The organism is Halorubrum alkaliphilum (assembly GCF_017873815.1).
GTDB classification, from domain to species: Archaea; Halobacteriota; Halobacteria; order Halobacteriales; family Haloferacaceae; genus Halorubrum; species Halorubrum alkaliphilum.
Genome location: NZ_JAGGKQ010000034.1, coordinates 1 through 24,464 on the forward strand (window position 1 = coordinate 1; position 24,464 = coordinate 24,464).

Genomic DNA, 24,464 nt, shown 5'->3' on the forward strand with positions numbered 1-24,464 from the left:
TGTCGGCTTCCTCCCCGGCCTACTCGCTTCGCGCTTCCGACCGGTCGGAAGCTCTTGCTCGTTGAGGCCGGGGGCTCCGCCTCGAAAGATGCTGAACGGCCGATCCGTGGCGGTGAGCTCGCGTTTCTTCGTCCAAAAAGACTATAATCGCCACAGGGCTACTCCGGTATAGAGATGGCAAGCGCGATACCACTGTTCGGCGGCATCCCGGTGGGGCCGGAACTCCTCATCATCGTACTCGTACTGGTCCTCCTGTTCGGAGCGAACAAGATCCCGAAGCTCGCGCGATCGACCGGACAGGCGATGGGCGAGTTCAAGAAGGGACGAGAGGACATCGAGAACGAGCTGAAGAACATGGACGACGAGGACGCCGACGCGACGCTCGACGACGAGGACGACGACCTCGAAACCGAGACGGACAAAGAGACGACCGCGTAACCGCACTCGTGATGCCGGCCGACTCCCGATCGACGTTTTCTCCGTTTCGTACCGGGCGCGTGGCCTAGCGGACAGGGCGAGAGGTTCCTAACCTCTCGATCGCGGGTTCGAATCCCGCCGTGCCCGCTATCTGCGAACGAAGTGCCGGTCGCTCGTTCATAAGTGGAGCCCGATGGGTCAACGATGACGATATCCAAACCTCCAGTCGTGAGGCGCTTGGAGGTGCGCGCCACGACTCAGATACCGTCGACCGCCTCCCGGCCTCCGTCTCGGAGCCCGTCGACGAGTGTCCGGAGCGTCGAGAGCGGGTACTGGCCGGGAGCGGTCGCGTCGGCGGCGTCGACCGGCGCGTACCCGATCCGCGAGCCGTAGACGGGGGTGACGGCGCGGGTGTGGCGGCCGGGCTCGCCCATACACATCGTCGCGACGCGGTGGCCGGCCGCGGTCGCCGCGTGGGTCGCCTCGATCATCGCGAGCGCGTCGCGCTCGGCGGCCGCCGTCGTCGCCAGCTTCGCCACGTCGCCCTCGGCGGCCGCATCCGCGAGCAGGTCGACGAGCGCGGCCGTCTCCGGCGTCGACTCGAAGTCGTGAACCGAGGCGATCACCCGAACGCCCTCCTCACGGGCGGCCTCCCGGAGCGCGGTCGCGTGCGACCGCTCGCTGGACGGAGCGGTTCCCCGGAGCGCCGCGAGTTCGACGTCAACGGCGACGACCGCGTCGTGGACGAGCGCCGACGAGAGCGCGTCGTAGCGACCGATGTCGTCGGCCTCGCCGCCCTCCCACGCGGCGCGGTTCGTGACGACGAGCGGGAGCGTCCCGTCGTACTCGTCGAGCTGGTCCAGCGGGTCGTCCGCTAGGTCCATGCGGAACTCCATCGCGTCGGCGTCCTCGCGGGCGCGGGGCTCGGCGTCGAGGTCGGCCGTGCTCGCCGCCAGAACGAACTCCTCGAACATATGTGACCGTTCTCGCCGGGGGGACTTAGGATCACTCGCCGTCGTGACCACCGTCGGCCGCTTCCGGTCGCGTCCACAACACGGCGGCCAGTCCGAGAACGCCCACGCCCGCGACGGCGAGCAGCGGCGACCCGCTCCCCGTCTCGACGTAGCCATCGATCCCGAGCGCGAGCATCGACATCCCGAGGAGCGACTGTGCGACCGCACGGAGCCGAAGGCGGGTCAGCGTGTGGCTGGCGATCCGTCGACCGACGCCGAACTCGACCGCCGAGAACAGGTAGACGACGCCCGCGAGCGCGCAGCCGCCGACCGCAACGCCGAGGGCGACGCCGTCGGAGGCCACCGCTCCCCCGAAGGCGATCCAGCTGCCACCGACGAGCAGAAGCAGCCCCAACAGCAAGTCTCGTGGATACATGAGAACGTGAACCGGTTTCGGAGTTGAACCCGACGCGACGACTACCTGACTGGAGACGGAGCGCGGAACGCGCGGTTAGGCGACGAGGCCGTCCTCGGCCTCAAGCAGCTCGTGGTACCGATTGCGAATGGTAACCTCCGAGATGTCGGCGACCTCCGAGACCGCGGCCTGCGTCGTCTTCTCGTTGGTGAGCAGTGCGGCGGCGTAGACGGCGGCGGCCGCGAGGCCGACCGGCGACTTGCCGGAGTGGACGCCCTTCTCCTTGGCGTTCTTCAGGAGACTCTTCGCGCGCATCTCCGACTCCTCGCTCAGTTCGAGGTCGGAGGCGAACCGCGGGACGTACTGTTCGGGGTCGGCGGGTTTCACTTCGAGCTTGAGTTCGCGGACGACGTAGCGGTACGTCCGGGCGATCTCGGCCTTCTCGACGCGGGAGACGTCGGCGATCTCGTCGAGGCTACGCGGAACCCCGGCCATGCGCGCGGCGGCGTAGACACACGACGTGGAGACGCCCTCGATGGAGCGTCCGGGGAGCAGGTCCTCGTCGAGCGCGCGACGGTAGATCACCGAGGCGGTCTCGCGGACGTTGTCCGGGAGCCCCTGTGCCGAGGCCATCCGGTCGATCTCGCCGAGCGCCTGTTTGAGGTTGCGCTCCTTCGAGTCGCGGGTGCGGAAGCGCTCGTTCCACTTGCGGAGCCGCTGCATCTTCTGGCGCTGGCGGGCACCGAGCGACCGCCCGTACGCGTCCTTGTCGCGCCAGTCGATGTTCGTCGACAGCCCCTTGTCGTGCATCGTGTTCGTCGTCGGCGCGCCGACGCGGGACTTCTCGTCCTTCTCGCGGGAGTCGAACGCGCGCCACTCGGGGCCGCGGTCGACCGAGTCCGCCTCGACGACGAGTCCGCAGTCCGCACAGACGGTTTCGCCGTGCTCCTCGTCGTTGATGACCTGTCCGTCACACTCCGGACAGCTCAGGCTCTCGTCGTCTCGTTCCGATTCGTCCTCCGTCTCCCCTCGGGTGCGACTCCTTCGGGTATGTAGTCGTTCGGTCATGGGCTCTCTGTGGCCCGGAACTCAAAACGGCCGGGCACAGTCTTGGCTAATAGACGGCAGAACGTGACTTAAAACACCCGGAACGTGTCGGCGTTTCGACGACGAAACGACACGATCTATCACGAAGGAATCGGACGACGGGCCGCCCGAAACAACGGGTTCCCTGATACGGACTCACGGACGGGTCGGCGGACGGCGGGGAAACGGCGAGCCGTGGAGAGAACGGTTGACGGCGGGGAAACGGCGGACGGTGGGAAGGGGGCAGATCGTGGGAGCCGAACCGTACGGCGTGGATCGTCCGCCAGCCGGGTCGTCTCAGTCGTCCACCACAACCGAACCCTTTCGAACGGTCGCGTCGTACTCCTCACGTATGGCTTCCCCACGAGTGGTCTCGTTGGCTCCGAGCGCGACCGCGACGCTGTCAGCGATGGGAGCGAGCGGGACGCTGATCGGGGTAACACACCACTGTGACCCGGCGAGTGACGCCGGCACCGCACACGAGGTCGACCCCGTGGCCATCGGCGGATGGATCGACCCCGACCTCGATCGCGTCGTGGAGCTGGATCCCGACGCCGTCCTCACCAGCGACGCGCTTCAGGCGGACGTCGCCGCGGCGTGTCGCGATCGCGGTCTCGACGTGTACCATCGTGAACCGGCCACGTTGGCGGACGTCCTCGACGGGTTCGCCGCTCGCGGCGCGGCGGTCGACCGTCCCGAGGCCGGCGAGCGACTGGCCGCGGCGTGCCGGGGCCGACTCGACTACGTCGCCGACGCGGTCCGGGAAGACGGGGACGGAGCGGAAACCCACCGGCCGACCGTCTACTGCGAGGAGTGGTCCGACCCGCCGATGGCCGCGGGCAACTGGGTGCCCGACGCCGTCCGGGCCGCCGGGGGGCACTATCCGTTCGTCGAGCCGGGCGAGCGCTCCCGCGAGGTCGACATCGAGGCGATCGAGTCCGCCGACCCGGACCACGTCGTCCTCCACGTCTGTGGTCACGGCGACCGCGTCGATCCCGCCATCGTTCACGAGCGTGACTGGGCGGTCGACGCGCCCGTCCACGTCCTCGATGACTCGCTTCTCAACCAACCGAGTCCCGCGTTGATCGATGGAATCGAGCGGCTCGCCGGACGCCTGTATCCCGAGTCGTCCCCGTAGCCGCCTCCGCAGGACCGGCACGGAACCGGCCGGGTTCGAGGGATATTCGTGCTTCCGGCGTCACTTCCGTGTATGCGGATCGGCGTCGGCAGTGGGAACCCGGTGAAGCGTCGTGCGGTCGAACGCGCGCTCGAAACCGCCGAGGGCGACGGACGTGTCCTCGACGCAGGGGTCGAGTCCGTTCCCGTCCAGTCGGGCGTGAGCGAGCAGCCGGTCGGCCACGCGGAGACCGTGACGGGCGCGGAGAACCGGGCCACCGCGGCTCTCGACGCGGGAGTGTACGACCTCGGGGTCGGTATCGAGGGCGGAGTGGCCCGGTTCACGGCCGCCGACGGGCTCTTTCTCGTGATGTGGGCCGTCGCCACTGACGGCGATCGCGTCGGCCGAGGATCCGGCCCGAGCCTTCGGCTCCCGGATCGAATCGCGGCCCGAGTCGACGAGGGCGAGGAGCTCGGCCCCGTGATGGACGATGTCCTCGGTGTGACCGGGGTCGCGAAACGCGGCGGGGCGGCCGGTGCCCTCACCGCCGGCAGTGTCGACCGCGCGGACGCACTCTCGACCGCGGTCGCCGGCGCGCTCGGCCCCTTCGTCTCCGACCAGTACGAGTGACCCGAGGCGTCACGACTCCGCGACGGGGGTTCGTGGATCGTACCGGAATCGACCGATCCGACTCGTAGGGACCGCCGTGCGCGTCGTCGAACGGCGGACGAGAACCGAAAAACGCACCACGAGAGGGTGTTAACCCGGTTTACCAACCGCCTTTTGAGGGTACCACCGGTAGGTAGGTGTATGAGCACGGCACACACGGAGCCCGCGACCGTCGAGTCCGCGGGCCTCTCGGAGAAACAAGCACGGATACTGGAATACCTCCACGCGAACGCGGGCGATCGGACGTACTTCAAATCCCGATTGATCGCCGACGATCTCGGCCTCTCCGCGAAGGAGGTCGGCGCGAACATGAGCGCGGTCGTCGACGCGACCCGCGACATCGACGTCGAGAAGTGGGGCTACTCGTCGGGGACCACGTGGATGGTGACCGAGGAGACCCGCTAGCGACTCACGGGTCGTAGCTGACGAGCGACGCCGCGTCGTCCGCGAAGGCGACCGCGTCGGCGTCGAACGAGTCGGCGTAGCGAACGACCAGCGTCAACAGCCGTTCGGGTTCGACCAACTCGTAGCCGTTCGACCGGTCGAGCAGCCCCGCTGCGGCCAGATCCGCCGCGGCAGCGCTGACGGTCGGTCGCGAGACGTCGAGCGCGTCGGCGATCCGCACGCCGGTTGCGTCCGGCTCCCGTAGGAGCGCGAGGATCATCCCTCTCGGTGTGTCCCGGCGGAGATACCCGAGCGCCCGCTTGTCGAGGCCATCGAATCGACCCGCCGGAAAATATCGACGATAGTCGGCGTCCTTTTCCGACTCGATCTCGCCCGAATCCTCGAGTTTCCGGAGATGGTGTTGCGCCTCTCCGGTGCCGAGCCGAAGGTCGTCGCGGAGCTTCGAGAAATGTGCGCCGGGTGTGGTGGGAACGTACCCACGGATCGCCTCACGAGTCTCGTTGGTGTCGCCGTCGACGTCCGTGCCCGTGTCACTCCCGGCGCTCGCGGTGCCGACGAACGGGGCGGCCGCTCCGACCGCGGCGAAGCGTCGTAGCGTCCGGCGTTTCCGTTCATCGACGTCTTCCGTCACTGCCGATAGTAGTCTACCAGTCAACAAAAGCGCTTCGTTCAGGTCCGTTTCGAGATCGGCGGGTGGAGGCGGTTTCTCCGAAGGTCTGTCGCGTTAGGTCTCGCGTTCGACTTCGCCGTCGGGGATCTCCTCGTCGTCCATCTCTTGGATGACCTCGTCGGCCGACTTGATATCAGTCCCGGCACCGGACTTGACCGCTTCGGCCTCCTTTTCGAGTTCCTCGACGTCCATCTCCGCCGCCTCGTCGATCTGGCCGAGGATCTCGTCGATGTTGTCGAGTCCGAGCATCTTCCGAGTGTCGGCGTCGAACTCCTGCCCTTCGAGCCCCTCCATCTGCTGGACGTCGGAGCCGGAGAGCGCCTTGCCGTAGCGCCCCACCAGACTGGTGAGTTCCTGCGGGAGGACGAACGTGGTGGACTCGCCTTTGCCGATCTCCTCTAAGGTCTCCATCCCCCGCTCGATGATGGCGCGCTCGCCCATCGATTCGGCGGACCGCGCACGCAACACGGTCGAGATGGCGTCACCCTGCGCTTCGAGGATCTGGCTCTGCTTTTCACCCTGTGCGCGGATGATGTTCGACTGCTTGTCACCCTCCGCCTGCTCGACCGCGGAGCGACGTTCACCCTGCGCTTCGAGGATCATCGCCCGGCGACGACGCTCGGCAGAGGTCTGCTGCTCCATCGCCTGCTGGACGTCCTTCGAGGGATTGACCTCGCGAACCTCGACGCTCTCGACGCGGATCCCCCACTCGTCGGTCGGCTCGTCCAACTCGCGGCGGATCTTCGCGTTGATCTCCTGGCGTTTGTTCAGCGTGTCGTCGAGCTCCATGTCACCGAGGACGGCCCGGAGCGTGGTCTGTGCGAGGTTCGAGACGGCGTTCTTGTAGTTGTCGACCTCAAGGAAGGCCTTCTTGGCGTCCATCACCTTGATGTAGACGACCGCGTCCGCGGTCACCGGCGAGTTGTCCCGCGTGATCGCTTCCTGACGCGGCACGTCGAGGGTCTGCGTCCGCATGTCGAACGCGTACGTCCGCGAGATGAACGGCGGAATGATGTTGATCCCCGGTTCGAGGAGCTTCCGGTACTCGCCGAACACCGTCAGCGCCTCCTTCTCGTAGGCGTCGACGATGGCGAACGACTGCCAGAGCGTGATCACCACCAACATGAGAAACAGCAACCCGACGCTTAACAATCCGAAACCGAACTGGAGGGGAAGTAGGTCCATACACCCGATTGGGGAATCGGACGCTTAATTGTTCGCCCGCGGGACGATGAACGCTCGGTCGCCGCCGAGACCGGGACGCTTTCGGCGGAAGCTCAATCCATGCCTGGTGCGAACCGCTCGGCGACGTTCTCCAGGGTCGCACGCAGCTGTCGCTCGTTGAACCGGCGGACGACCGGCTCGCCCAGCGACGTGAACACGCCGTCCGGGAGGTCGTACTCCGCGGCGTACGTGAGGTCGGTTCCGTCTCCGGCCGCTTCGAACGCGAGATCGATCGTTCCCTCCAAACGGCCGCGCATCTCGAAGCGCATCCGCTCGTTCGGCTCGTGAACCGTCTGGACCAACTCGCCGTCGATGCCGACCCCCGCCATTCGATACGTGAACGACAGCCGCTTGCCGCCGTTCTCGAGGCGTTCGACGTCCCGAACGCCGGTCAGCCGTGGCGTCACCGCGGCGTGGTTGTGCGGGTCGTCCATGAACTCGAACACGGTGGCGACATCGGCGTCGACGCGGATCGTGTCGCGTGCTGATATCATGAGTGTGTTTGCGTGGCGTGTTCAGCGTCTCGCTCGCGGCGTCACGGGTCGACGTACGCCTCGACCAGCTTCCGCTCGGCGGCACGAAGGTGTTGATGGAACGTCTGTCTGGTGATGCCCATCCGCTCGGCGATCTCCGAGCCGTCGACCGGTCGGGGCCACTCGAAGTAGCCGTTCAGCTCCGCGGTTTTCAGTGCGGACCGCTGTCGCTCCGTGAGGCGGTCGTCGACCTCCGAGGCGAACTCGGTGAGGGTCCGGTCACGGCTCTCGCGCTCGACGCGCGAGCGGAGTTCGACGCCGTCGTACTCCGCGCGGAGAACGTTGAGCATCGAGCGTACGTCCTGTTCGGGGGGCGCTTCGATGGTTACACTCGCGCTCGTCGGCTCCGCGGTCGCCTCGACGATGACGCCACCGTGCTCCGCGAGACGCGTGAACGGTGGCGATTCGGTCGCCGTCACCGAGAACGTGAAGTCGTCGTTCGTCTCCGAGACCGACCGGACCGACCGCACGAACGACAGCGATCGGAGGGATTCGAGATCGATGGCGCTCGTCTCGCTTTTGAGGTACAGCTCGCAGCCGTCGTCGTCGAGCCGGGTCGTCCCGAGAAGCTCGATCGACGCACCGACTCCGGCAGCGACCCGCGAGAGCGTGAACGACTCGTCAGTGACGTCGACGCAGAGTTCGACGACCTTGTCGGTCGTGAGGATCCGCGTCGTCTCGACCGAGTGGAGCCCGTTGGCGATCATCTTCCCGACGGACTGACACATCTTCCGTTCGCGTCGGTCGAGCGCGTCCTCCGCGCTGCTGTAGATTCCCAACAGCCCGTATCGTCGGTGACCGTACGTTATCGGAACCACGAGGAGCCGCCGCCCGCCGATCGTCTTGGGAGCGAGCGATCCGCCCGAACAGCTACCCGCCGAACAGCCCTGTACCTCGTCGGTTTCGATCGCCCGTCTGACCTCCGGCGGCGTCTGATCGAGCGACAGCGACGTTCCCGCCTCCACGGAGATCCCGCTCGTCGCGGTCAGCTCCAGCCGACCGGTCCCCGACGACACCTCTGCGATCCACCCGCCCATGTATCCGGGTTCGTTCGCGATCTCGTCACACACTTTTTGTGAGATGGTCTCGGCGTTGGTTCCTTCGACGAGGATTCGGCTGATCTCGCTGAGGAGTCCGTTCACGCGCCCGAGGATCCGGTCGAGCACCTGTCGCTCGGCGGCGATCTTCTCCGCACGCTCCTCTGCGAGGTCCTCGGCGAGTTTTCGGTCCGTCACGTCGTTCTGGAATCCGACGTAATGAACCAGATCTTCGCCGTCGTACACCGGCGCGACGGTTAGTTCGTTCCAGAACGGGGTTCCGTCACGTCGATAGTTCCGTATTTCGACGGTGACGGGTTCCTCGTTCGCTATCGCGGATGAGAGTCGATCGACGGTCTCCGGGTCCGTCTCCGGGCCTTGAAGGAACCGAGGGTTTCGTCCGATCACCTCCTCGGTCGGGTATCCAGTGTGTTCCTCCCACGCGTCGTTGACGTACACCAGCGGTCCGTCCGTCAGATCGGGATCACAGAGGCTGATTCCGACCGGTGCCTCGCCGATCGCACGCTCAACGTCTCCCGCGGACGGTTCGTGTCCGGTGACGTCTCGTTGTGCCTCACGGATCTCGTCGCGTGAACTGATCGTCGCCACGTCCGTGACCAATCGGTCGACCGAGTCGGATCCGTTCTTTTCGAGAACCCGATCGGCCCCGTGTTCGTATGCGGTCCGGGAGACGCTCTCCTCCGTTGAGTCAGTAAAGAGCACCACCGGAAGATCGACGTCCGACTCGTCGAGTGCCTCCAGCAGCGTGACCCCGTCGTCTCCCGGCAGGTCGTACTCGCTGACGAGACAGTCGAAGGTGCCGGTAGTGGCCTTCGCCACCGCCGACGTGGCAGTATGAACCGCCGTCACGTCGAACCCTTCGGCTTCCAGAGCGGACGTGAGCCGGTCGATCCCGTCTCGCGGATGGACCAAGAGGGTCCGGGATCCGGACATACGTACATTTTGGTGACCCGCTGATTAATAGTTCGTGCTTCGGTCGACGATAAAGTGTTGGATAATCGATGTTTCTGAGCCGGCCGGTCGGGCCGGGAGGCGTCCCACACCAGTCGGAACGGGTCGCGCGAGGGTATTTAAACGACTTCATAATGTCGCTGAGCACACAAGCGGAACGAGACCGTACGATCTGGCATGTCCACTTCGACCGTGAGCCTCGCCCGTCGCCGCATTTTCGGGGAGCCGGAGCACGCCGCGATCGACGTCTCACGCGGTGCGCTTCTCGTATTGACCGTGGGGTTCGCCGCCCTGTACGCGGTCGGTACCGAGCCGACACTGCGCACACAGATGCTCGTGTACCTCGTCGGAATGGTCGCGTTGAACCTCCCACACGGCGGCTACGAACACTTCTCGAACCTCCGTCGACGCGGCCTCCCGTTCGGCGCGCGCTACGTCGTCCTGTATCTCGGGTTCGTGGCCGCGTTTATCGGTCTGTTCGTGGTCGCACCCCTGCTCGCACTCGCGCTCGCGTTCGGAACGGCGGTCGCGAAGGGGGGACACGGTGACCTCCGGGTTATGGACGCGCTGGTCGGCAGCGACCACCTCGTTTCACGCCCGCAACGCGCGCTGGCCGCGTTCGTCCGCGGCGGCGCGGTCATGATCGTTCCGGCCGTGGCGTGGACCGAGACGTTCTACGGCTTTACTGGCTACATGCTCAACATCTTCGACGGACAACTGCTCGGCCCGATGGCGACCGACCCGAGCGGGTTTGCGGCGGTTCTCGGGGGCGTATACGGGCTGGCCGTGGTCGCACACCTCGGCGGCGGCCTCGCGACCGGCGGGGTCTCGACTGCGTGGCTCCGGGACCTCTTCGAGACCTCGCTGCTCGTCGCCTTCTTCGTGTTCGTCCCGGTCGTGATCGCCATCGGGCTCTACTTCCCGCTGTGGTACTCGCTGCGACAGTCGGGGCGGAGCATCGCCGTGGAGAAGGCGCAGCCGAGCCGCACTGAAGGCGTCTCCGTCGTGATGGCGTGGGGGGTGCTCGTCGTCGGCGCACTCGTGACCGCGCTGGTGGCGGCGACGCTGTGGTTCGTCGCGCCGAACCCCCTCGGCGGCGTCTCGCTGTTGCCGGGGGCGGTAGCCTTCTACACGATCTTCGTCTGTATCATCGCGCTCCCGCACGTCGTCGTCGGGGAGTGGCTTGACTTCGGTCGCGGGATCTGGCACGTTCCGTGAGGAGTACGTCCCGTGACGGTCGGGTTCGTACCAGCCGTTCTCGGGGCGATCCCCGTCCCGGAGATAACAAACCCTAAAACCCGGCTCGTCGACCGATCCGGTATGTATCTGCGGTTCGTCGGCCGGCTCGGGCTCGCGGACGCGGTCACGGTCGCGAACGCGGCTGTCGGCTTCCTCGCCGTGATCGCCGCCACTCTCGACGTCACGCTCGCGGCCCGACTGATCCTAGTTGCCGCCATCGCGGACGGACTCGACGGGGTCGTCGCCAGACATCGCGGCTCGACCCCAGCAGGGCCGTACCTCGACTCGCTGGCCGACGTCGCCTCCTTCGCCGTTGCGCCCGCGACGCTGGTCGCGATGGTCGTCTTCGACGCCCGCTCGTTCGCGGTCGACCCGCTACTCGTGGGTCTCGGTCTCGGTGCCGCGGCCCTGTTCGTCTCGATGGCGGTCGCCAGACTCGGGATGTACACCGCCTACGACAGCGATAGCCGGGAGACGGTCGGCGTTCCGACAACGCTCGCGGCGACCGTCCTCGCCGCCGCGGTGCTCGCGGGGTACACCGATCCGGTTCCGCTCGTCGCCGCGACCGCCCTGTTCGCGGTCCTCATGGGGACGACGATCACGTACCCGGATCTACACGCACAGGACGCGATGGTGATGGGACTCGTTCAGGCGGCGGTGATCGTGACTCCGATAGTTCACCGAGTAACCAGCGTCTTCCCGCCGTGGATCGGCGAGGGATTCGCGTTCGCGCTGTTGTTCCTCGCCTCCGGCTACCTCCTCCTGGGTCCGCGGTTCTACTGGGGAGACGGGATCGGCGGCCCGAACGGCGGGATCGGCGGGACGTGAGCCGCGGGAAGGACGTCAGTTCGTGAGCTTCGCTTCGAACGTCTCGCGTACCTTCTCGACCTTCGGCTGCGCGTGGAACGTACAGTAGGCGTCGTCGGGGTTCTTCGCGAAGTAGTTCTGATGTTTCTCCTCTGCGCGGTAGAACGTCTCCAGTCCCTCCAGTTCCGTCACCACGTCGTCGTCGTACTCCTCGTCCAGCGCCTCGATGTAGGCGGCTGCCTTTTCGCGCTGTGCGTCGTCGTGATACAGGACGATGGACCGGTACTGGGTGCCCACGTCCGGCCCCTGTCGGTTGAGTTGTGTCGGATCGTGGACGGTGAAGAAGACCTCCAGCAGGTCGTCGTAGGAGACGACCGACGGGTCGTACTCGACTTGGACGACCTCCGCGTGTCCGGTGTTTCCGGAGCAAACCGCTCGGTACGTCGGGTCCTCCGTGTGACCGCCGGCGTAGCCGGAGGTCACCGACTCGACGCCCGCCAGCTCCTCGAGGGCGGCCTCGATACACCAGAAGCAGCCGCCGCCGAACGTCGCCGTTTCGTGTCCGTCTGTCATGCTCGTCAGTACGGGTCGGAGACGTATTAATCCGCTTCTCGCCTTCGACGTTCCGTCCTCTCGGCTCGGCGTTCCCTCCCGACCGACCCGGCGACATCGACGGCGAACGGTAGACCTTTGCCGTCGCCGGTTCCAGCGTTCGTATGGTTTCGCTGGGACTGGTCGTGGCGCGGTTCAACGACTCCGTCACCGACCCGATGGCGGAGGCGGCCCGCGAGGCGGCCGCCGAGCGCGACGCGATCGTCGTCGACGAGCTGTCGGTTCCGGGCGCGTACGACAGCCCGCTGGCCGCCGACCGACTGGCGCGCCGCGAGGCGGTCGACGCAGTCGCGGTCGTCGGCGCGATCGTCACCGGCGACACCGCCCACGATCGCGTCATCGCGAACGCGACCGCGGAGAAACTCACACAGGTGAGCCTCGACCGCGACACCCCCGTGACGTTCGGCGTGAGCGGCCCGGGGATGTCAGGTGCGGAGGCCCGCGAACGGGTCGACAAGGGGGGCGATGCGGTCCACGCCGCGATCGATCTCGCCGAGGAGCTCGGCGACGCGGCGTGAGTCTTCGAGGCCGGCCCCGACGACTGACCACAACGGGTGAGCGATCCGACGACCCGTTTCGCGACGACCCGACGACCGACCGAACGACGCCCACGCGGCGATACTCGAACACGACAATGACCGACGCATACGACTACTCGGACCGAATCGGACGCGTAGAGCCCAGCGCGACGCTGGCGATATCGAACCTCGCAGCCGAAAAGGAGGCGGAGGGAGCGGACATCGTCGACCTCTCGGTCGGTGAGCCCGACTTCGACACCCCAGTAAACGTCGTCGAGGCGGGGAAAGAGGCCCTCGACGCCGGCCACACCGGCTACACCTCCTCGAACGGGATCCCGCCGCTGAAGGCGGCGATCGCGGAGAAGCTCCGTACCACCGGGATCGACGCCGACGCCGACGAGGTGATCGTCACCCCCGGCGGGAAACAGGCCTTATACGAGACGTTCCAGACGCTGATCGACGAGGGTGACGAGGTCGTCCTCCTCGATCCGGCGTGGGTCTCCTACGAGGCGATGGTGAAACTCGCGGGCGGGAGCCTCTCTCGCGTCGACCTCGCACCCCACAGGTTCCAACTGGAGCCCGCGCTCGACGACCTCGCGGAGACCGTCTCGGACGACACCGAACTCCTCGTCGTCAACTCCCCGTCGAACCCGACGGGGGCGGTGTTCTCTGAAGCCGCCCTCGAGGGGGTCCGCGATCTGGCGGTCGAACACGACATCGCCGTGATCTCCGACGAGATCTACGAGCGGATCGTCTACGACGCCGAACACATCTCACTCGCGAGCCTCGACGGAATGGCAGATCGGACGATCACGATCAACGGCTTCTCGAAGGCGTACTCGATGACCGGCTGGCGACTTGGATACCTCCACGCGACCGAGGAGTTCGTCGGACAGGCCGGCAAGCTCCACTCCCACTCCGTCTCGTGTGCGACGAACTTCGTCCAGCACGCGGGCGTCGAGGCGCTGGAGAACACCGACGAGTCCGTCGAGGAAATGCGCGAGGCGTTCGCACAGCGTCGTGACCTCCTCGTCGACCTGTTCGACGAGCACGGCGTCGACGTCGACGTCGGCGATGGTGCTTTTTATATGATGATCCCAGTGGACGAGGACGACCAAGCGTGGTGTGAGGCCGCCATCGAAGAGGCCTCCGTGGCGTGTGTCCCCGGAAGCGCGTTCAACGCGCCCGGATTCGCCCGGATCTCGTACGCCGCAAGCGAGGAGCGACTCCGCGAGGCGGTCGACCGACTGGTCTCGAACGACCTCTTATAAATGCCGACGCCAGCGACCTCTTATAAATGCCGACGCCGTTGGCGTCGACCTCGTCGTGATAGGTACTCACGGATGGATCGGGGTCGAGCGATAGCTGCTCGGGCGCGTCACGAAACAGCCGGTCCGACTGTCGCACGCGCCCGTGGTGACGGTTCGAGGCGGGGACGAGACGGCATCCGCCTAACCGGCAACCGCGGGTGACCGCCCGTTCCGAAACCCTTACTCCGAGTCCGTGGCAGGATGACGTATGAGCGATACGTCAGAGCCGGGCGACGGATCGGGGGATGCCGGCAACCCGTCGACCGTTGATACCGCGGAGGTCGAACACGTCGCGGAGTTGGCGCGGGTGAACCTCGACGACGACGAGATTGACCAGTTCGTCGACCAGTTCGCGGAGATCCTCGAGTACTTCGAGGCGCTCGACGAGGTTCCCGAAACCGAGCGCGAAGAGTCGCTCGTCAACGTGATGCGCCCAGACGAGGTCGAAGAGGGACTCACGCAGGCGGAGGCGCTCGCGAACGCCGAGAAGACCGAGGACGGGTTCTTCACGGGACCGAAGGTGTCGTGATGTCGGCCGACCTCAACGCCTTCATCACGGAGGAACGGATCGAGAGCGACGCGGACGCAACGGGCCCGCTCGCGGACGCGACCGTCGCCGTCAAGGACAACATCTCGACTGCGGGCGTTACGACGACCTGCGGCTCCGAGATGCTCGCCGACTACGTGCCGCCGTACTCCGCGACCGTCGTCGAACGCCTGACCGATGCGGGCGCGACGATCGTGGGGAAGGCGAACATGGACGAGTTCGGGATGGGGACGACCACCGAGACGTCCGCGTTCGGTCCGACGCGGAACCCGGCGGACCCCGAGCGCGTCCCCGGCGGCTCCTCGGGCGGGTCGGCGGCCGCGGTCGCCGCGGGCGAGGCGGACATCGCCCTGGGATCGGACACGGGTGGCTCCGTCCGCTGTCCTGCCGCGTTCTGTGGCGTCGTCGGGATCAAGCCCACCTACGGACTGGTCTCGCGGTACGGACTGATCGCGTACGCCAACTCCCTCGAACAGATCGGCCCGATCGCGGGAACCGTCGAGGAGGCCGCCGCGGCGCTTTCGGTCATTGCCGGGCCGGACCCGAACGACGGAACGACCCGCGACCCGACCGAGATCGACGGGGTTGACGCCGGCACCGACTACGCCGCGGCCGCCGACGGCGACGTCGACGGGTTGACAGTCGGTATCCCCACGGAGCTGTTCGACGGGGCTGACGAGCGCGTCGTCGAGACGGTCGAGGCCGCGATCGCGGATCTACAGACACAGGGCGCGGAGACGACGGAAATCTCGTTGCCTTCGGTCGAACACGCGGTACAGGCGTACTACGTGATCGCGATGGCCGAGGCGTCCTCGAATCTCGCCCGGTTCGACGGCGTTCGGTACGGTTACCGCGCCGAGTCGGACGGGAACTGGAACGAGGCGTTCGCGGAGACTCGCGAGGCGTTCGGCTCAGAGGTCAAACGCCGGATTCTGCTCGGGACGTACGCGCTCTCGGCAGGGTATCACGACAAGTACTACGAGAAGGCGCAAGACGCTCGTGCGTGGGTTCGGCAGGACTTCGAGGACGCCTTCGAGGCTGTCGACGTGATCGCGTCGCCGACGATGCCCGTGCTCCCGTTCGAACTCGGCGAGAGTCTCGACGATCCCCTCCGAATGTACCTTGCGGACGCGAACACGACGCCGGTCAACCTCGCGAACCTCCCGGCGATATCGGTGCCCGCCGGTGAGGCCGACGGACTCCCGGTGGGGCTCCAGCTCGTCGGCCCGAAGTTCGACGAGGAGACCGTGATCCGCGCCGCGAGCGCGGTCGAGGACCGATGAGTCTGACCGACGAGGAACTCGACCGACTCGCCGACGTGGTGCGTCTCCAGCCGACGAAGAACTCCGAGTTGGAGGACGCGTGGGGCGTCGACGGCGGCAGCGCGGTCCACCGGTACCTGGAGGACCATCTGAAGGAGTACTACTACCGCGACGACGACAGCCTGATTCGGGCGACTGCTGGGGCGAACGACCTCGTCGATGTCGAACCCGGCATCGAGGCTGACGCGGTCGCGAAGGGTACAGCGCCCGACACGATCCGCGTCCCACAGCTCGAAGCCCGCGTGTTTGAGGTCGTTGCCGGCCCCGGAGAGCGCTCCCAGTCGGTCGTGAGCGTGCTCAACGACCTCCGCGAGACGTTCGACATCGACCCAGAGGTGGGTGCGGTCCGCCGTGCGCTTCGGAGTCTCGAACGCAAGAACGTGGTCGAGGTGGAGTATCGAACCGTGCCCACGTTCCGGCTGGCGGTCGAACGGGACGCGATCACGGTCGAAGTGAGCGAATGAGCGAGCAACCACACCCGTCATGCGGCTGATCGCCGAACCTCAAGGTTCAACACGGACGAGCGACTCGTCAGGGTATGAGCGATCAGCAACTTCGTAAGGAGGCACACGATCTGGACGTGACCGTCTGGGTCGGGAAAAGCGGTATCGAGGCTGTCGTCGACGAGTTGGCCGACCAGCTCGACGACCGGAAACTCGTGAAAGTGAAATTCCTTCGCGCGGCCCGCGGTGGGACCTCGACGGACGAGCTCGCCGACGAGTTGGCCGAAGCAGTGAACGCTGACCTGATCGAGACGCGCGGAAACACGGCGGTTTTCCACTGATGTCTCCGGCTCCGGGCGGTGTCGTCGGCATCACGCCGGTCACCGACGTTCTGGAATCCTTTTTAGGGCCGCTCGCCGGAATCGTCGTGTCCGCCGCGATCTTTCTCGTCGTCATGGCCGCGGTGTACGCACTCAACAAGTCTGTGTTCAACCCGCTCGTCGAACGGGTACTCGACAAGCAGGGGCTCGACGAGCACGCACGCCGCCCGCTGAACAAGATCGCCACGTTTCTGGTGTTGTTCGTCGGGCTTACGGTCGCATTCGGCGCGGCCGGCTACGAGGACTTCCTGCGGTCGCTGGCGACCATCGCGGCCGCGGCGACGCTGGCGGTTGGCTTCGCGCTACAGGACGTGATCCGCAACTTCGTCGCGGGCGTGTTTATTTACACTGATAAGCCGTTCCGCATCGGGGACTGGATCGAGTGGGACGACAACTCGGGAATCGTCGAGGACATCTCCTTCCGGGTCACTCGGGTCCGGACGTTCGACAACGAACTGCTCACGGTGCCAAACCACGCGCTCACGAGCGGCGTCGTGAAGAACCCGGTCGCGAAGAACCGGCTCCGGATGAAATTTGTCTTCGGGATCGATTACGAGGACGACGTCGACAAAGCGACGGAGATCATCATTGAGGAGGCCGAACGGAGCGACGCGATCCTCGCCGACCCCGCGCCCTCGGTGCGACTGACCGAGCTCGCGGACTCGTACGTCGGGCTCCAGTCGCGGATCTGGATCGACGAGCCGTCCAGATCCGACTTCGTGAAGGCACGCGCCGACTACGTGAAAGCCGTCAAACAGCGGTTCGACGAGGAGGACATCACGATCCCCTTCCCGCAACGGACCGTCTCGGGCCGGAACGCGTGGGAAGAGCCCGCCGCGTTCGGCGGCGGCGAGTAGCGTTTCCGGATAGTAATCCACTTGTGGATCCGGTGAGTCGGTGGGTCCATGCACGTGGTCATCGTCGGCGCCGGCGAGGTCGGCACGAGCATCGCCGCCAGCCTCGCGCCCGACCACGAGGTCGTCGTCATCGACATCGACTCCGACCGAACGGAGGACCTCAAATACCAGTACGACGTGCTGACGATCACCGGAGACGGCACCGCATCACCGGTACAGGAGGCAGCGGACGTCGCCAACTCGGATATTTTCATTGCCTGTACCGACGACGATCAGACGAACCTCGTCGCCTGCGGGACCGCAAAAACCTTCGACGCGTCGTTCACCATCGCCCGAGTCAAGAGCACCGACTATCTTCAGACGTGGGAGCGGGACGACCGCGCCTACGGTGTCGATTTCATGGTGTGTACGGATCTGCTCACGGCAGAGAACATCGTTCGTGTCATTGGTCTCCCCGCGGCCGTCGATGTCGACCCGTTTGCGGGCGGGCTGGTACAGATGGCCGAGTTCGAGATCGGCGACGACAGCCCGGTCGCGAATCAGACGGTTATGGAAGCGGACCGCTTCGAGTCGCTTACGTTCGTCGGGCTGTTCCACGACGGCGAGATGACTATTCCGCGCGGTGATACCCGGATCGAGCCGGGGGACCGCGCCGTCGTTGTCGGGAGCCCGGAGAGCGTACAGGAGTTTGCGAACGACATCGCACCCGATTCGACGCCGAATCAGGCCGACGAGGTCGTGATCGTCGGCGGAAGCGAGATCGGATACCAGACGGCTCGCATACTGGAAGAGCGTGGGCTCTCGTCCCGACTCATCGAGCAGGATCCGGATCGGGCACGGTGGCTCGCCGAGGAGCTTCCCGACACCGTGGTGATGCAACACGACGCGACGGACACCGAGTTCCTGACGCGTGAACACGTCGACGAGGCCGATATTGTTGTCAGCGCGCTCGACGCCGACGAACGCAACCTCCTCGTTTCGGTGTTGGCCAAGCGACTCGGTGTCGACCGGGTCGTCTCGGTCGTCGACAGCGCGGATTACGTGACGGTGTTCGAGGAAATCGGCATCGACGTGGCGATCAACCCGCGGACGGTGACGGCCGAGGAGATCACGCGGTTCACGTTCGACAGCGTCGCGGAGAACATCGCGGTTCTCGAGAACGACCAGGCGGAAGTCCTCGAACTCGAACTCGCTGACGGCTGTGCGCTGGTCGGGCGACCGATCGCGACGCTGGTCGAGGAGATCGACGCGAAGTTCGTCATCGGCGCGATCATCCGGGATCGACGACACGTCACGCCACGCGGTGATACCGTGCTCCAACCCGGTGACAGTGTCGTCGCACTCGTCGAAACATCATTTGCCACCGAACTCGCGGCGATGGCGTGATGTCCGGACGCAGGATCCGCGTCGACTGGCGAGCGAGCGCCGGGTTGACCGGCGACGTGCTCGTCTATCTGACCGTTCCCCTGTCGTTTCCGCTGCTCGTCGCGCTGTACTACGGCGAGTCGCCGCTGCCGTTTCTCGCCGCGATAGCGACGACGCTCGCGGCTGGTGCCGGCTTGCGTTACCTCCGCGATCCGGACGAGACGCTCGGCCCACGAGAGGCGTTTCTCGCCGTGGCGGCGATCTGGCTGCTCGTCGCCGCCGTCGGCGCAGTTCCGTTCCTCGTTGCTGGCGTCGGGACGATCGCTCATCCGGTAAACGCTATGTTCGAAGCGATGAGCGGACTGACGACGACCGGCGCGACCGTGTTGGAGGATTTCTCTCTCCACTCGCAGTCGGTGTTGATGTGGCGACAGGTCATCCAGTGGCTCGGCGGGCTCGGCATCCTCATTCTCGCGACGGCGATCCTCTCCGAACTCGGGGTCGGTGGCGCACAGCTGATGGAGTCGGAGACGCAGACCCGTGATCTGAACAAGCTCACGCCGAAGATATCACAGACGGCGCGGCTCATCTGGGGGTTGTATCTCGGTTTGACCGTCCTTGCGGTCGCTGTCTACCTCGCGCTCGGGCTCGCGTTCGACCCGCGGATGGATCTGTACAACGCGATCGCACACGCGTTCACGTCGGTCGCGACGGCCGGATTCTCTCCGGAGCCGCTTTCGGTCGGAGCGTTTCATCCAGCCATCCAGTGGGCTGTGATCCCCTTTATGATCGCTGGGTCGACGAGCTTCGTGCTCATGTACTTCGCCATCAACGGTGAGCCGATGCGCCTGGTAAAAAACGACGAGTTCCACTTCTATCTGGGGACGCTTGCCACGTTCGCTGCCATCGTCGCACTCGTCTTATACGCTGATCCGGGCATCGAGTTTGGGGCGGAAGCAACCGTCCGTCACGCCCTGTTCAACGTCGCGTCGATCGTAACGACGACGGGCTACGCGAGCACGGACTTCGAACTCTGGGCACCGGGAGCAAAATACGTGTTGTTCATGGGGATGTTCCTCGGCGGGATGGTCGGATCGACGACGTGTTCGATCAAATCCCTCCGCTGGCTCGTGGCGTTAAAAGCATTCAAACGCGACCTGTTCACTGCGATTCACCCCGAGTCGGTTCGACCGGTTCGGAACTCGGGGAAACCCGTCGACGAAGAGACGATTCGGGATATCTACTCGTACATTCTTTTGAGTATCGTGATATTCTTCGTTCTCACCGTGTTCATCGTCGTCGACGCCGAGCGGGCCGGTGTCGGCGTCTCCGAGTTCGAGGCGATGGGTGCGGCCGCATCGACGTTCCTCAACATCGGGCCCGCGTTCGGTGACGCGGGACCGTACGGAACGTACGCGTCGTTCCCGATGAGCACCCGCGGCGTGATGATCGTCTTGATGTGGATCGGTCGCATCGAAATCATCCCGGTGCTCGTGCTGTTCACCAAGGCGTTCTGGACATCATGACACGAACGATCGACGCGCGAGCCACGCTCAGCTACACCGGAAGCATTGTGAAGTACCTCTCCGCAGCCATGGCACTCCCGCTCGTGATCGCCGTGATCTACTGGGAGGACATCTGGGTATTTACGGCATCGATAGCGATCGGCGTCCTGATCGGCCTCACGCTCGAACGACTCGATCCCGACCCCGAGTTAGGGCCGCGCGACGCGCTCGCTGTCGTTTCGCTCGCGTGGCTCATGGCCGCAGTTGTCGGCGCGATTCCGTACCTCCTCGCGGGGTACGGAAACGGCTCCGCGCTCGGTCACCCAATAAACGCGCTCTTCGAGTCGATGAGTGGGTTCACGACCACTGGGGCGACGGTCACCGCCGAGATCAGCTTCGAACAGCACTCACACGCCGTGTTGATGTGGCGCCAGTTGACACAGTGGCTCGGGGGAATGGGAATCATCGTCCTGATGGTAGCGATCCTCCCACAGCTCGCGGTCAACGGCGCACAGCTGATGAAATCGGAGGCACCGGGCCCTGGGCTCCAGAAGCTCACGCCCCGGATCGCCGAGACGGCCCGGGCGCTGTGGCTCATTTATATGGGGTTTACTGCCGTGTTGATGGTTCTCCTATTCGTGCTCGGAGTTACTGATCTCGCGCCGAACATGACCCCGTACAACGCGATCGCACACGGGTTCTCAACGCTCCCAACAGGCGGGTTCTCCCCGGAGGCCGATAGTATTGCGGCCTTTTCGCCCGTGGCACAGTGGGTGTTTATCCCGTTTATGGTGCTCGCTGGCGTCAACTTCGCGCTGTTCTGGTATCTCCTTCGTGACGATCCGACGCAAATGCTCGAAAACACCGAGTTCCGCACGTACCTCGGACTGGTGACGGGACTGGCCGGCGTGCTTTCGGTTGGGCTGTTCTACGGCGGGGCACCCGTGACGGAGATCGGCGGCCTCACTGAAGGAAACGTGGAGAACGCCCTGCGTCAGGGAGCGTTTCAGGTCGCGTCGCTGATGAACTCCACCGGGTTCGCGACCGCTGACTTCGCGCAGTGGGACATCCAGACACAGTATTTCCTCCTTCTGGTCATGTTCGTCGGCGGGTCGGCTGGCTCGACCGGTGGCGGAATCAAGGTCATTCGGTGGCTCGTCGTGTTGAAAACGTTACGACGCGAACTGTACACAACGGCGAATCCGGACGTGGTCCGACCCGTCAGACTTGGTGGCGAGGTTGTCGACGAGAACGTGGTCCGCGGAATACTGGTTTTCAGTATGCTGTACCTACTCATATTCGCGCTGGCGGCGATATTCATCGAGTTGGACACCGCGCGGGTCGGAGACCCGCTTTCGGGGATCGAGGCGTTTGCCGCGTCGCTCGCGACGATCGGGAACGTTGGTCCCGCGCTCGGACCGCTCGGCCCGTTCGGTAGCTACGAGTTCCTCCCGAACACGACGAAGGTCCTAATGATCGTCCTGATGTGGATCGGCCGGTTGGAGATCGTGCCGGTGCTCGCGCTGTTCATCGCCGGGATCGACGACTGAGACCCGACTCGTGCTGATCGGAAGAGCAGTTATGTATCTCCTGAACGGACACCATGCCGTATGACCACAACAAGTGACGGGAGCCGGAAGGAACTACTCACCAACGTTCTCCTCCCGGTCGCACACGAGGACGACGCGCTGGCGACGGCGAGAGCGCTCGAACCATACGATCCGGACCACGTGACCGCGCTTCACGTCGTCGAGACGACGCAGGGAGCGCCCGATAAAACGCCGGTCGAACAGTCGAGAACGGTCGCGGCCGAATCGTATGACGCCGTTCGGACGGTGTTTCCGGACGCCGACGAACACACGGCGTACGGGCAGGACATCGCCGAAACGATCTTTGATGCCGTCGAGGCGGTCGATGCGACCGCCATCGCATACCGCCCCCGGGACGGTAATCGAATTCTTCGGTTCCTCTCCGGTGACCTCACAATCACGCTCGTGACGGACGCGCCGGTTCCAGTCGTCGCGCTCCCGCGACGTGGGTCACGCGACTGAGATTGGGTCGCCAACACCGCGACGCAAACCTCTCGCCGAACAAAACGTTCATAAACAATATTTATGAATACGTGGCGGGTATCCGAGGGTATGTACGACGACGAGGAGCTTTCCGCGATCCGCGAGGCTCACGCCGAGTGGGAGTCGGAGACGCTCGACCCCGTACTCGACCGGTTCGGCGAGCGCAGCGAGCGGTTCGCGACCGTCTCGAACCGGGAGGTCGACCGTCTGTATACGCCTGCCGACGTCGCCGACCTCGACTACGACGAGGACCTCGGCTTTCCCGGCGAGGAGCCGTACACCCGCGGTGTCTACCCGACGATGTACCGCGGGCGGACGTGGACTATGCGACAGTTTGCCGGTTTCGGCACCGCCGAGGAGACGAACGAGCGGTTCCACTACCTCATTGAGGAGGGCCAAACCGGACTCTCGACCGCCTTCGATATGCCGTCGCTGATGGGACTCGACTCGGACGACCCGATGTCGCTCGGTGAGGTCGGCAAGGAGGGGGTCGCCGTCGACACGCTTCGGGACATGGAGATTCTGTTCGACGGTATCGACGTTGGCGAGGTGTCGACCTCGTTTACGATCAACCCGAGCGCACCGGTGATCTACGCGATGTACGTCGCCATCGCCGACCAGCAGGGTGTCCCGCGCGAAGAACTCAGGGGAACCCTACAAAACGACATGCTCAAAGAGTTTATTGCCCAGAAAGAGTGGGTGGTTCCCCCGGAGCCCTCCCTCGATCTGGTGACGGACACGATCGAGTTCGCGGTCGACGAGACGCCGAAATTCAACCCGATCTCGGTTTCGGGCTACCACATCCGAGAGGCGGGGTCGACAGCGACGCAGGAGCTCGCGTTCACGCTCGCGGACGGGTTCGCGTACGTCGAGGCGTGTCTCGACCGTGGACTCGATATCGACGAGTTCGCCCCACAGCTCTCCTTCTTTTTTAATTCTCACAACTCGATCTTCGAGGAGGTCGCGAAGTTCCGGGCCGCACGCCGGATCTACGCCCGCGTGATGGACGAGGAGTACGGCGCGGAGGCAGACGCCTCCAAACAACTCAAGTTCCACACCCAGACCGCGGGCCAGTCGCTGACCGCTCAACAGCCCCTCAACAACGTCGTCCGCGTCACGATACAGGCGCTCGCAGGGGTTCTCGGCGGAACACAGAGCCTTCACACCAACTCCTTCGACGAGGCGCTGGCGCTCCCCTCCGAACAGGCCGTCAGGGTGGCGCTCCGTACCCAGCAGATCATCGCCGAGGAGTCCGGCGCGGCCGACATCGCTGACCCACTTGGCGGATCGTTCGCGGTGGAGGCGCTCACCGACGAGATCGAGGCCGACGCAACAGCCTACATCGAGGAGATCCGTGAGATGGGCGACGGCTCGATCCGTGAGGGGGTCCTGCGCGGCATCGACGAGGGGTACTTCCACCGCGAGATCCAGGAATCAGCCTACGAGTATCAGGAGCGCGTCGACGAGGGCGAGGAGACGGTTGTCGGCGTCAACGCCTACGAGATCGAAGAGGACACACAGCCCGACCTGCTCCACGTCGATGAGACGACCCGTGAACGGCAGCTCAATCGGCTCGAATCGGTGAAAGCCGAGCGCGACGACGAGGCGGTCGAGGCCGCGCTCGACGAGATTCGGGAGGCAGTCGCGGCCGGGGAGAACGTCCTTCCCGCTATCGTCGACGCAGTGAAGACGTATGCCACGATGGGCGAAATAATGGCCGTGTTCGAGTCCGAGTACGGGACGTATCGGGAGCGGATCGGCGTCGCCTGATCGTCCGGGTCGATCGGGAGTCTGCCCTCGAAACTCTTCAGTGGCGTGTCAAAATCGAGGCACTTCTCGATCGATATCGGGAGTGGGTCTCGCAATACGGTTTGGTAGTTGTTTATAAACGAGCTACGCTCTTCGGAAGCAGATTGTTGGTCGGGTAGAGCTGTCGCTGTGAAAGCGTAGCGGGCAAGGGTGACGCGAACGCGTCACCCGAACGCAATG

26 protein-coding genes and 1 tRNA gene are annotated in these 24,464 nt (G+C 65.2%); 19 read left to right on the top strand and 8 right to left on the bottom strand.

The features are described from left to right. Positions 1-174: 174 nt before the first annotated feature. Both J2751_RS14230 and J2751_RS14235 read left to right on the top strand, forming a co-directional pair. The gene (locus tag J2751_RS14230) at positions 175-438 is read left to right on the top strand and encodes a twin-arginine translocase TatA/TatE family subunit (protein ID WP_209486966.1); all 264 of its coding nucleotides are present in this window, start codon (positions 175-177) and stop codon (positions 436-438) included. Positions 439-491: 53 nt separating this feature from the next. After that, a tRNA-Arg gene (locus J2751_RS14235) sits at positions 492-564 on the top strand. A gap of 110 nt (positions 565-674) precedes the next feature. Here the strand turns inward: J2751_RS14235 and J2751_RS14240 are convergent. The 3 genes from J2751_RS14240 to J2751_RS14250 form a co-directional block, all read right to left on the bottom strand. Next, positions 675-1,391 carry a type I 3-dehydroquinate dehydratase gene (locus J2751_RS14240; RefSeq protein ID WP_209486968.1) on the bottom strand — a complete coding sequence of 239 codons (717 nt, stop codon included), beginning with the start codon at positions 1,389-1,391 and terminating at the stop codon, positions 675-677. 31 nt (positions 1,392-1,422) lie between these two features. After that, positions 1,423-1,806 carry a hypothetical protein gene (locus tag J2751_RS14245; protein ID WP_209486971.1) on the bottom strand — a complete coding sequence of 128 codons (384 nt, stop codon included), beginning with the start codon at positions 1,804-1,806 and terminating at the stop codon, positions 1,423-1,425. A gap of 75 nt (positions 1,807-1,881) precedes the next feature. Then, complete coding sequence (locus J2751_RS14250) at positions 1,882-2,853, bottom strand: transcription initiation factor IIB (RefSeq protein ID WP_209486974.1); 972 nt, start codon at positions 2,851-2,853, stop codon at positions 1,882-1,884. 370 nt (positions 2,854-3,223) lie between these two features. Between J2751_RS14250 and J2751_RS14255 the strand changes: the two genes are divergently transcribed. From J2751_RS14255 to J2751_RS14265, 3 genes are all read left to right on the top strand, one after another. Next, on the top strand, positions 3,224-4,009 hold the full coding sequence (locus tag J2751_RS14255; protein ID WP_209486977.1) for a helical backbone metal receptor: 786 nt from the start codon (positions 3,224-3,226) through the stop codon (positions 4,007-4,009). A 72-nt stretch (positions 4,010-4,081) separates the two neighbouring features. Continuing rightward, complete coding sequence (yjjX, locus tag J2751_RS14260) at positions 4,082-4,618, top strand: inosine/xanthosine triphosphatase (RefSeq protein ID WP_209486979.1); 537 nt, start codon at positions 4,082-4,084, stop codon at positions 4,616-4,618. 180 nt (positions 4,619-4,798) lie between these two features. Continuing rightward, positions 4,799-5,062, top strand: coding sequence for a DUF7123 family protein (locus J2751_RS14265; protein WP_209486981.1), 264 nt, complete (start codon positions 4,799-4,801; stop codon positions 5,060-5,062). A gap of 4 nt (positions 5,063-5,066) precedes the next feature. Here J2751_RS14265 and J2751_RS14270 read toward each other — a convergent pair whose 3' ends face one another. From J2751_RS14270 to J2751_RS14285, 4 genes are all read right to left on the bottom strand, one after another. Next, positions 5,067-5,693, bottom strand: a complete 627-nt coding sequence (locus J2751_RS14270; RefSeq protein WP_209486982.1) for a winged helix-turn-helix transcriptional regulator — start codon at positions 5,691-5,693, stop codon at positions 5,067-5,069. A gap of 93 nt (positions 5,694-5,786) precedes the next feature. Further along, complete coding sequence (locus tag J2751_RS14275) at positions 5,787-6,917, bottom strand: SPFH domain-containing protein (RefSeq protein ID WP_209486983.1); 1,131 nt, start codon at positions 6,915-6,917, stop codon at positions 5,787-5,789. Between the two features lie 92 nt (positions 6,918-7,009). Further along, the gene (locus J2751_RS14280) at positions 7,010-7,450 is read right to left on the bottom strand and encodes an SRPBCC family protein (RefSeq protein ID WP_209486984.1); all 441 of its coding nucleotides are present in this window, start codon (positions 7,448-7,450) and stop codon (positions 7,010-7,012) included. Between the two features lie 41 nt (positions 7,451-7,491). Further along, complete coding sequence (locus J2751_RS14285; RefSeq protein WP_209486987.1) at positions 7,492-9,480, bottom strand: bacterio-opsin activator domain-containing protein; 1,989 nt, start codon at positions 9,478-9,480, stop codon at positions 7,492-7,494. Positions 9,481-9,675: 195 nt separating this feature from the next. On the opposite strand from J2751_RS14285, the gene J2751_RS14290 reads away from it, so the two are divergent. Both J2751_RS14290 and J2751_RS14295 read left to right on the top strand, forming a co-directional pair. Beyond that, entirely contained in the window at positions 9,676-10,716 is a 1,041-nt protein-coding gene (locus tag J2751_RS14290) for a Brp/Blh family beta-carotene 15,15'-dioxygenase (protein WP_209486989.1), read from the top strand. A 102-nt stretch (positions 10,717-10,818) separates the two neighbouring features. Beyond that, the gene (locus tag J2751_RS14295; RefSeq protein ID WP_209486991.1) at positions 10,819-11,565 is read left to right on the top strand and encodes a protein sorting system archaetidylserine synthase; all 747 of its coding nucleotides are present in this window, start codon (positions 10,819-10,821) and stop codon (positions 11,563-11,565) included. A gap of 15 nt (positions 11,566-11,580) precedes the next feature. Here the strand turns inward: J2751_RS14295 and msrA are convergent, their stop codons facing one another. Beyond that, a complete protein-coding gene (gene msrA / locus J2751_RS14300; protein ID WP_209486994.1) occupies positions 11,581-12,117 on the bottom strand; it encodes a peptide-methionine (S)-S-oxide reductase MsrA in 537 nt (178 codons plus the stop codon). A gap of 143 nt (positions 12,118-12,260) precedes the next feature. Here msrA and ribH point away from each other — a divergent pair, with 143 nt between their 5' ends. From ribH to J2751_RS14360, 12 genes are all read left to right on the top strand, one after another. Continuing rightward, positions 12,261-12,674: a 6,7-dimethyl-8-ribityllumazine synthase gene (ribH, locus tag J2751_RS14305; protein WP_209486996.1), complete on the top strand. Its 414-nt coding sequence runs from the start codon at positions 12,261-12,263 to the stop codon at positions 12,672-12,674. Positions 12,675-12,790: 116 nt separating this feature from the next. After that, on the top strand, positions 12,791-13,945 hold the full coding sequence (locus J2751_RS14310) for a pyridoxal phosphate-dependent aminotransferase (protein WP_209486998.1): 1,155 nt from the start codon (positions 12,791-12,793) through the stop codon (positions 13,943-13,945). Between the two features lie 247 nt (positions 13,946-14,192). After that, entirely contained in the window at positions 14,193-14,513 is a 321-nt protein-coding gene (gatC, locus tag J2751_RS14315) for an Asp-tRNA(Asn)/Glu-tRNA(Gln) amidotransferase subunit GatC (RefSeq protein ID WP_209487001.1), read from the top strand. After that, positions 14,513-15,814 (top strand): Asp-tRNA(Asn)/Glu-tRNA(Gln) amidotransferase subunit GatA, encoded by a 1,302-nt coding sequence (gatA, locus tag J2751_RS14320; RefSeq protein WP_209487003.1) that lies wholly within the window; start codon positions 14,513-14,515, stop codon positions 15,812-15,814. The genes gatC and gatA overlap by 1 nt, the downstream gene beginning before the upstream one ends. Beyond that, complete coding sequence (locus J2751_RS14325; RefSeq protein ID WP_209487005.1) at positions 15,811-16,317, top strand: DUF5797 family protein; 507 nt, start codon at positions 15,811-15,813, stop codon at positions 16,315-16,317. The genes gatA and J2751_RS14325 overlap by 4 nt, the downstream gene beginning before the upstream one ends. Before the next feature lie 74 nt (positions 16,318-16,391). After that, positions 16,392-16,637, top strand: coding sequence for a YhbY family RNA-binding protein (locus J2751_RS14330; RefSeq protein ID WP_209487007.1), 246 nt, complete (start codon positions 16,392-16,394; stop codon positions 16,635-16,637). After that, on the top strand, positions 16,637-17,533 hold the full coding sequence (locus J2751_RS14335) for a mechanosensitive ion channel family protein (protein WP_209487008.1): 897 nt from the start codon (positions 16,637-16,639) through the stop codon (positions 17,531-17,533). The genes J2751_RS14330 and J2751_RS14335 overlap by 1 nt, the downstream gene beginning before the upstream one ends. 48 nt (positions 17,534-17,581) lie before the next feature. Continuing rightward, complete coding sequence (gene trkA / locus J2751_RS14340; protein ID WP_209487009.1) at positions 17,582-18,919, top strand: Trk system potassium transporter TrkA; 1,338 nt, start codon at positions 17,582-17,584, stop codon at positions 18,917-18,919. Further along, entirely contained in the window at positions 18,919-20,424 is a 1,506-nt protein-coding gene (locus J2751_RS14345) for a TrkH family potassium uptake protein (RefSeq protein WP_209487010.1), read from the top strand. The genes trkA and J2751_RS14345 overlap by 1 nt, the downstream gene beginning before the upstream one ends. Continuing rightward, positions 20,421-21,953, top strand: a complete 1,533-nt coding sequence (locus J2751_RS14350; protein WP_209487011.1) for a TrkH family potassium uptake protein — start codon at positions 20,421-20,423, stop codon at positions 21,951-21,953. Before J2751_RS14345 ends, J2751_RS14350 begins: the two co-directional genes overlap by 4 nt. A gap of 60 nt (positions 21,954-22,013) precedes the next feature. Further along, on the top strand, positions 22,014-22,454 hold the full coding sequence (locus J2751_RS14355) for a universal stress protein (protein WP_209487012.1): 441 nt from the start codon (positions 22,014-22,016) through the stop codon (positions 22,452-22,454). 90 nt (positions 22,455-22,544) lie between these two features. Continuing rightward, a complete protein-coding gene (locus J2751_RS14360; protein WP_209487013.1) occupies positions 22,545-24,245 on the top strand; it encodes an acyl-CoA mutase large subunit family protein in 1,701 nt (566 codons plus the stop codon). Positions 24,246-24,464: the final 219 nt, after the last annotated feature.

Coding starts and splice junctions, on each gene's coding strand:
- J2751_RS14345 (WP_209487010.1), top strand. CDS start 18,919: ATGTCCGGACGCAGGATCCGCGTCGACTGGCGAGCGAGCGCCGGGTTG.
- J2751_RS14360 (WP_209487013.1), top strand. CDS start 22,545: ATGTACGACGACGAGGAGCTTTCCGCGATCCGCGAGGCTCACGCCGAG.
- J2751_RS14355 (WP_209487012.1), top strand. CDS start 22,014: ATGACCACAACAAGTGACGGGAGCCGGAAGGAACTACTCACCAACGTT.
- gatA (WP_209487003.1), top strand. CDS start 14,513: ATGTCGGCCGACCTCAACGCCTTCATCACGGAGGAACGGATCGAGAGC.
- ribH (WP_209486996.1), top strand. CDS start 12,261: ATGGTTTCGCTGGGACTGGTCGTGGCGCGGTTCAACGACTCCGTCACC.
- J2751_RS14240 (WP_209486968.1), bottom strand. CDS start 1,391: ATGTTCGAGGAGTTCGTTCTGGCGGCGAGCACGGCCGACCTCGACGCC.
- J2751_RS14280 (WP_209486984.1), bottom strand. CDS start 7,450: ATGATATCAGCACGCGACACGATCCGCGTCGACGCCGATGTCGCCACC.
- J2751_RS14350 (WP_209487011.1), top strand. CDS start 20,421: ATGACACGAACGATCGACGCGCGAGCCACGCTCAGCTACACCGGAAGC.
- J2751_RS14245 (WP_209486971.1), bottom strand. CDS start 1,806: ATGTATCCACGAGACTTGCTGTTGGGGCTGCTTCTGCTCGTCGGTGGC.
- J2751_RS14335 (WP_209487008.1), top strand. CDS start 16,637: ATGTCTCCGGCTCCGGGCGGTGTCGTCGGCATCACGCCGGTCACCGAC.
- J2751_RS14285 (WP_209486987.1), bottom strand. CDS start 9,480: ATGTCCGGATCCCGGACCCTCTTGGTCCATCCGCGAGACGGGATCGAC.
- J2751_RS14255 (WP_209486977.1), top strand. CDS start 3,224: ATGGCTTCCCCACGAGTGGTCTCGTTGGCTCCGAGCGCGACCGCGACG.
- yjjX (WP_209486979.1), top strand. CDS start 4,082: ATGCGGATCGGCGTCGGCAGTGGGAACCCGGTGAAGCGTCGTGCGGTC.
- J2751_RS14250 (WP_209486974.1), bottom strand. CDS start 2,853: ATGACCGAACGACTACATACCCGAAGGAGTCGCACCCGAGGGGAGACG.
- J2751_RS14325 (WP_209487005.1), top strand. CDS start 15,811: ATGAGTCTGACCGACGAGGAACTCGACCGACTCGCCGACGTGGTGCGT.
- J2751_RS14290 (WP_209486989.1), top strand. CDS start 9,676: ATGTCCACTTCGACCGTGAGCCTCGCCCGTCGCCGCATTTTCGGGGAG.
- J2751_RS14230 (WP_209486966.1), top strand. CDS start 175: ATGGCAAGCGCGATACCACTGTTCGGCGGCATCCCGGTGGGGCCGGAA.
- trkA (WP_209487009.1), top strand. CDS start 17,582: ATGCACGTGGTCATCGTCGGCGCCGGCGAGGTCGGCACGAGCATCGCC.
- J2751_RS14295 (WP_209486991.1), top strand. CDS start 10,819: ATGTATCTGCGGTTCGTCGGCCGGCTCGGGCTCGCGGACGCGGTCACG.
- gatC (WP_209487001.1), top strand. CDS start 14,193: ATGAGCGATACGTCAGAGCCGGGCGACGGATCGGGGGATGCCGGCAAC.
- J2751_RS14330 (WP_209487007.1), top strand. CDS start 16,392: ATGAGCGATCAGCAACTTCGTAAGGAGGCACACGATCTGGACGTGACC.
- J2751_RS14310 (WP_209486998.1), top strand. CDS start 12,791: ATGACCGACGCATACGACTACTCGGACCGAATCGGACGCGTAGAGCCC.
- J2751_RS14265 (WP_209486981.1), top strand. CDS start 4,799: ATGAGCACGGCACACACGGAGCCCGCGACCGTCGAGTCCGCGGGCCTC.
- msrA (WP_209486994.1), bottom strand. CDS start 12,117: ATGACAGACGGACACGAAACGGCGACGTTCGGCGGCGGCTGCTTCTGG.
- J2751_RS14275 (WP_209486983.1), bottom strand. CDS start 6,917: ATGGACCTACTTCCCCTCCAGTTCGGTTTCGGATTGTTAAGCGTCGGG.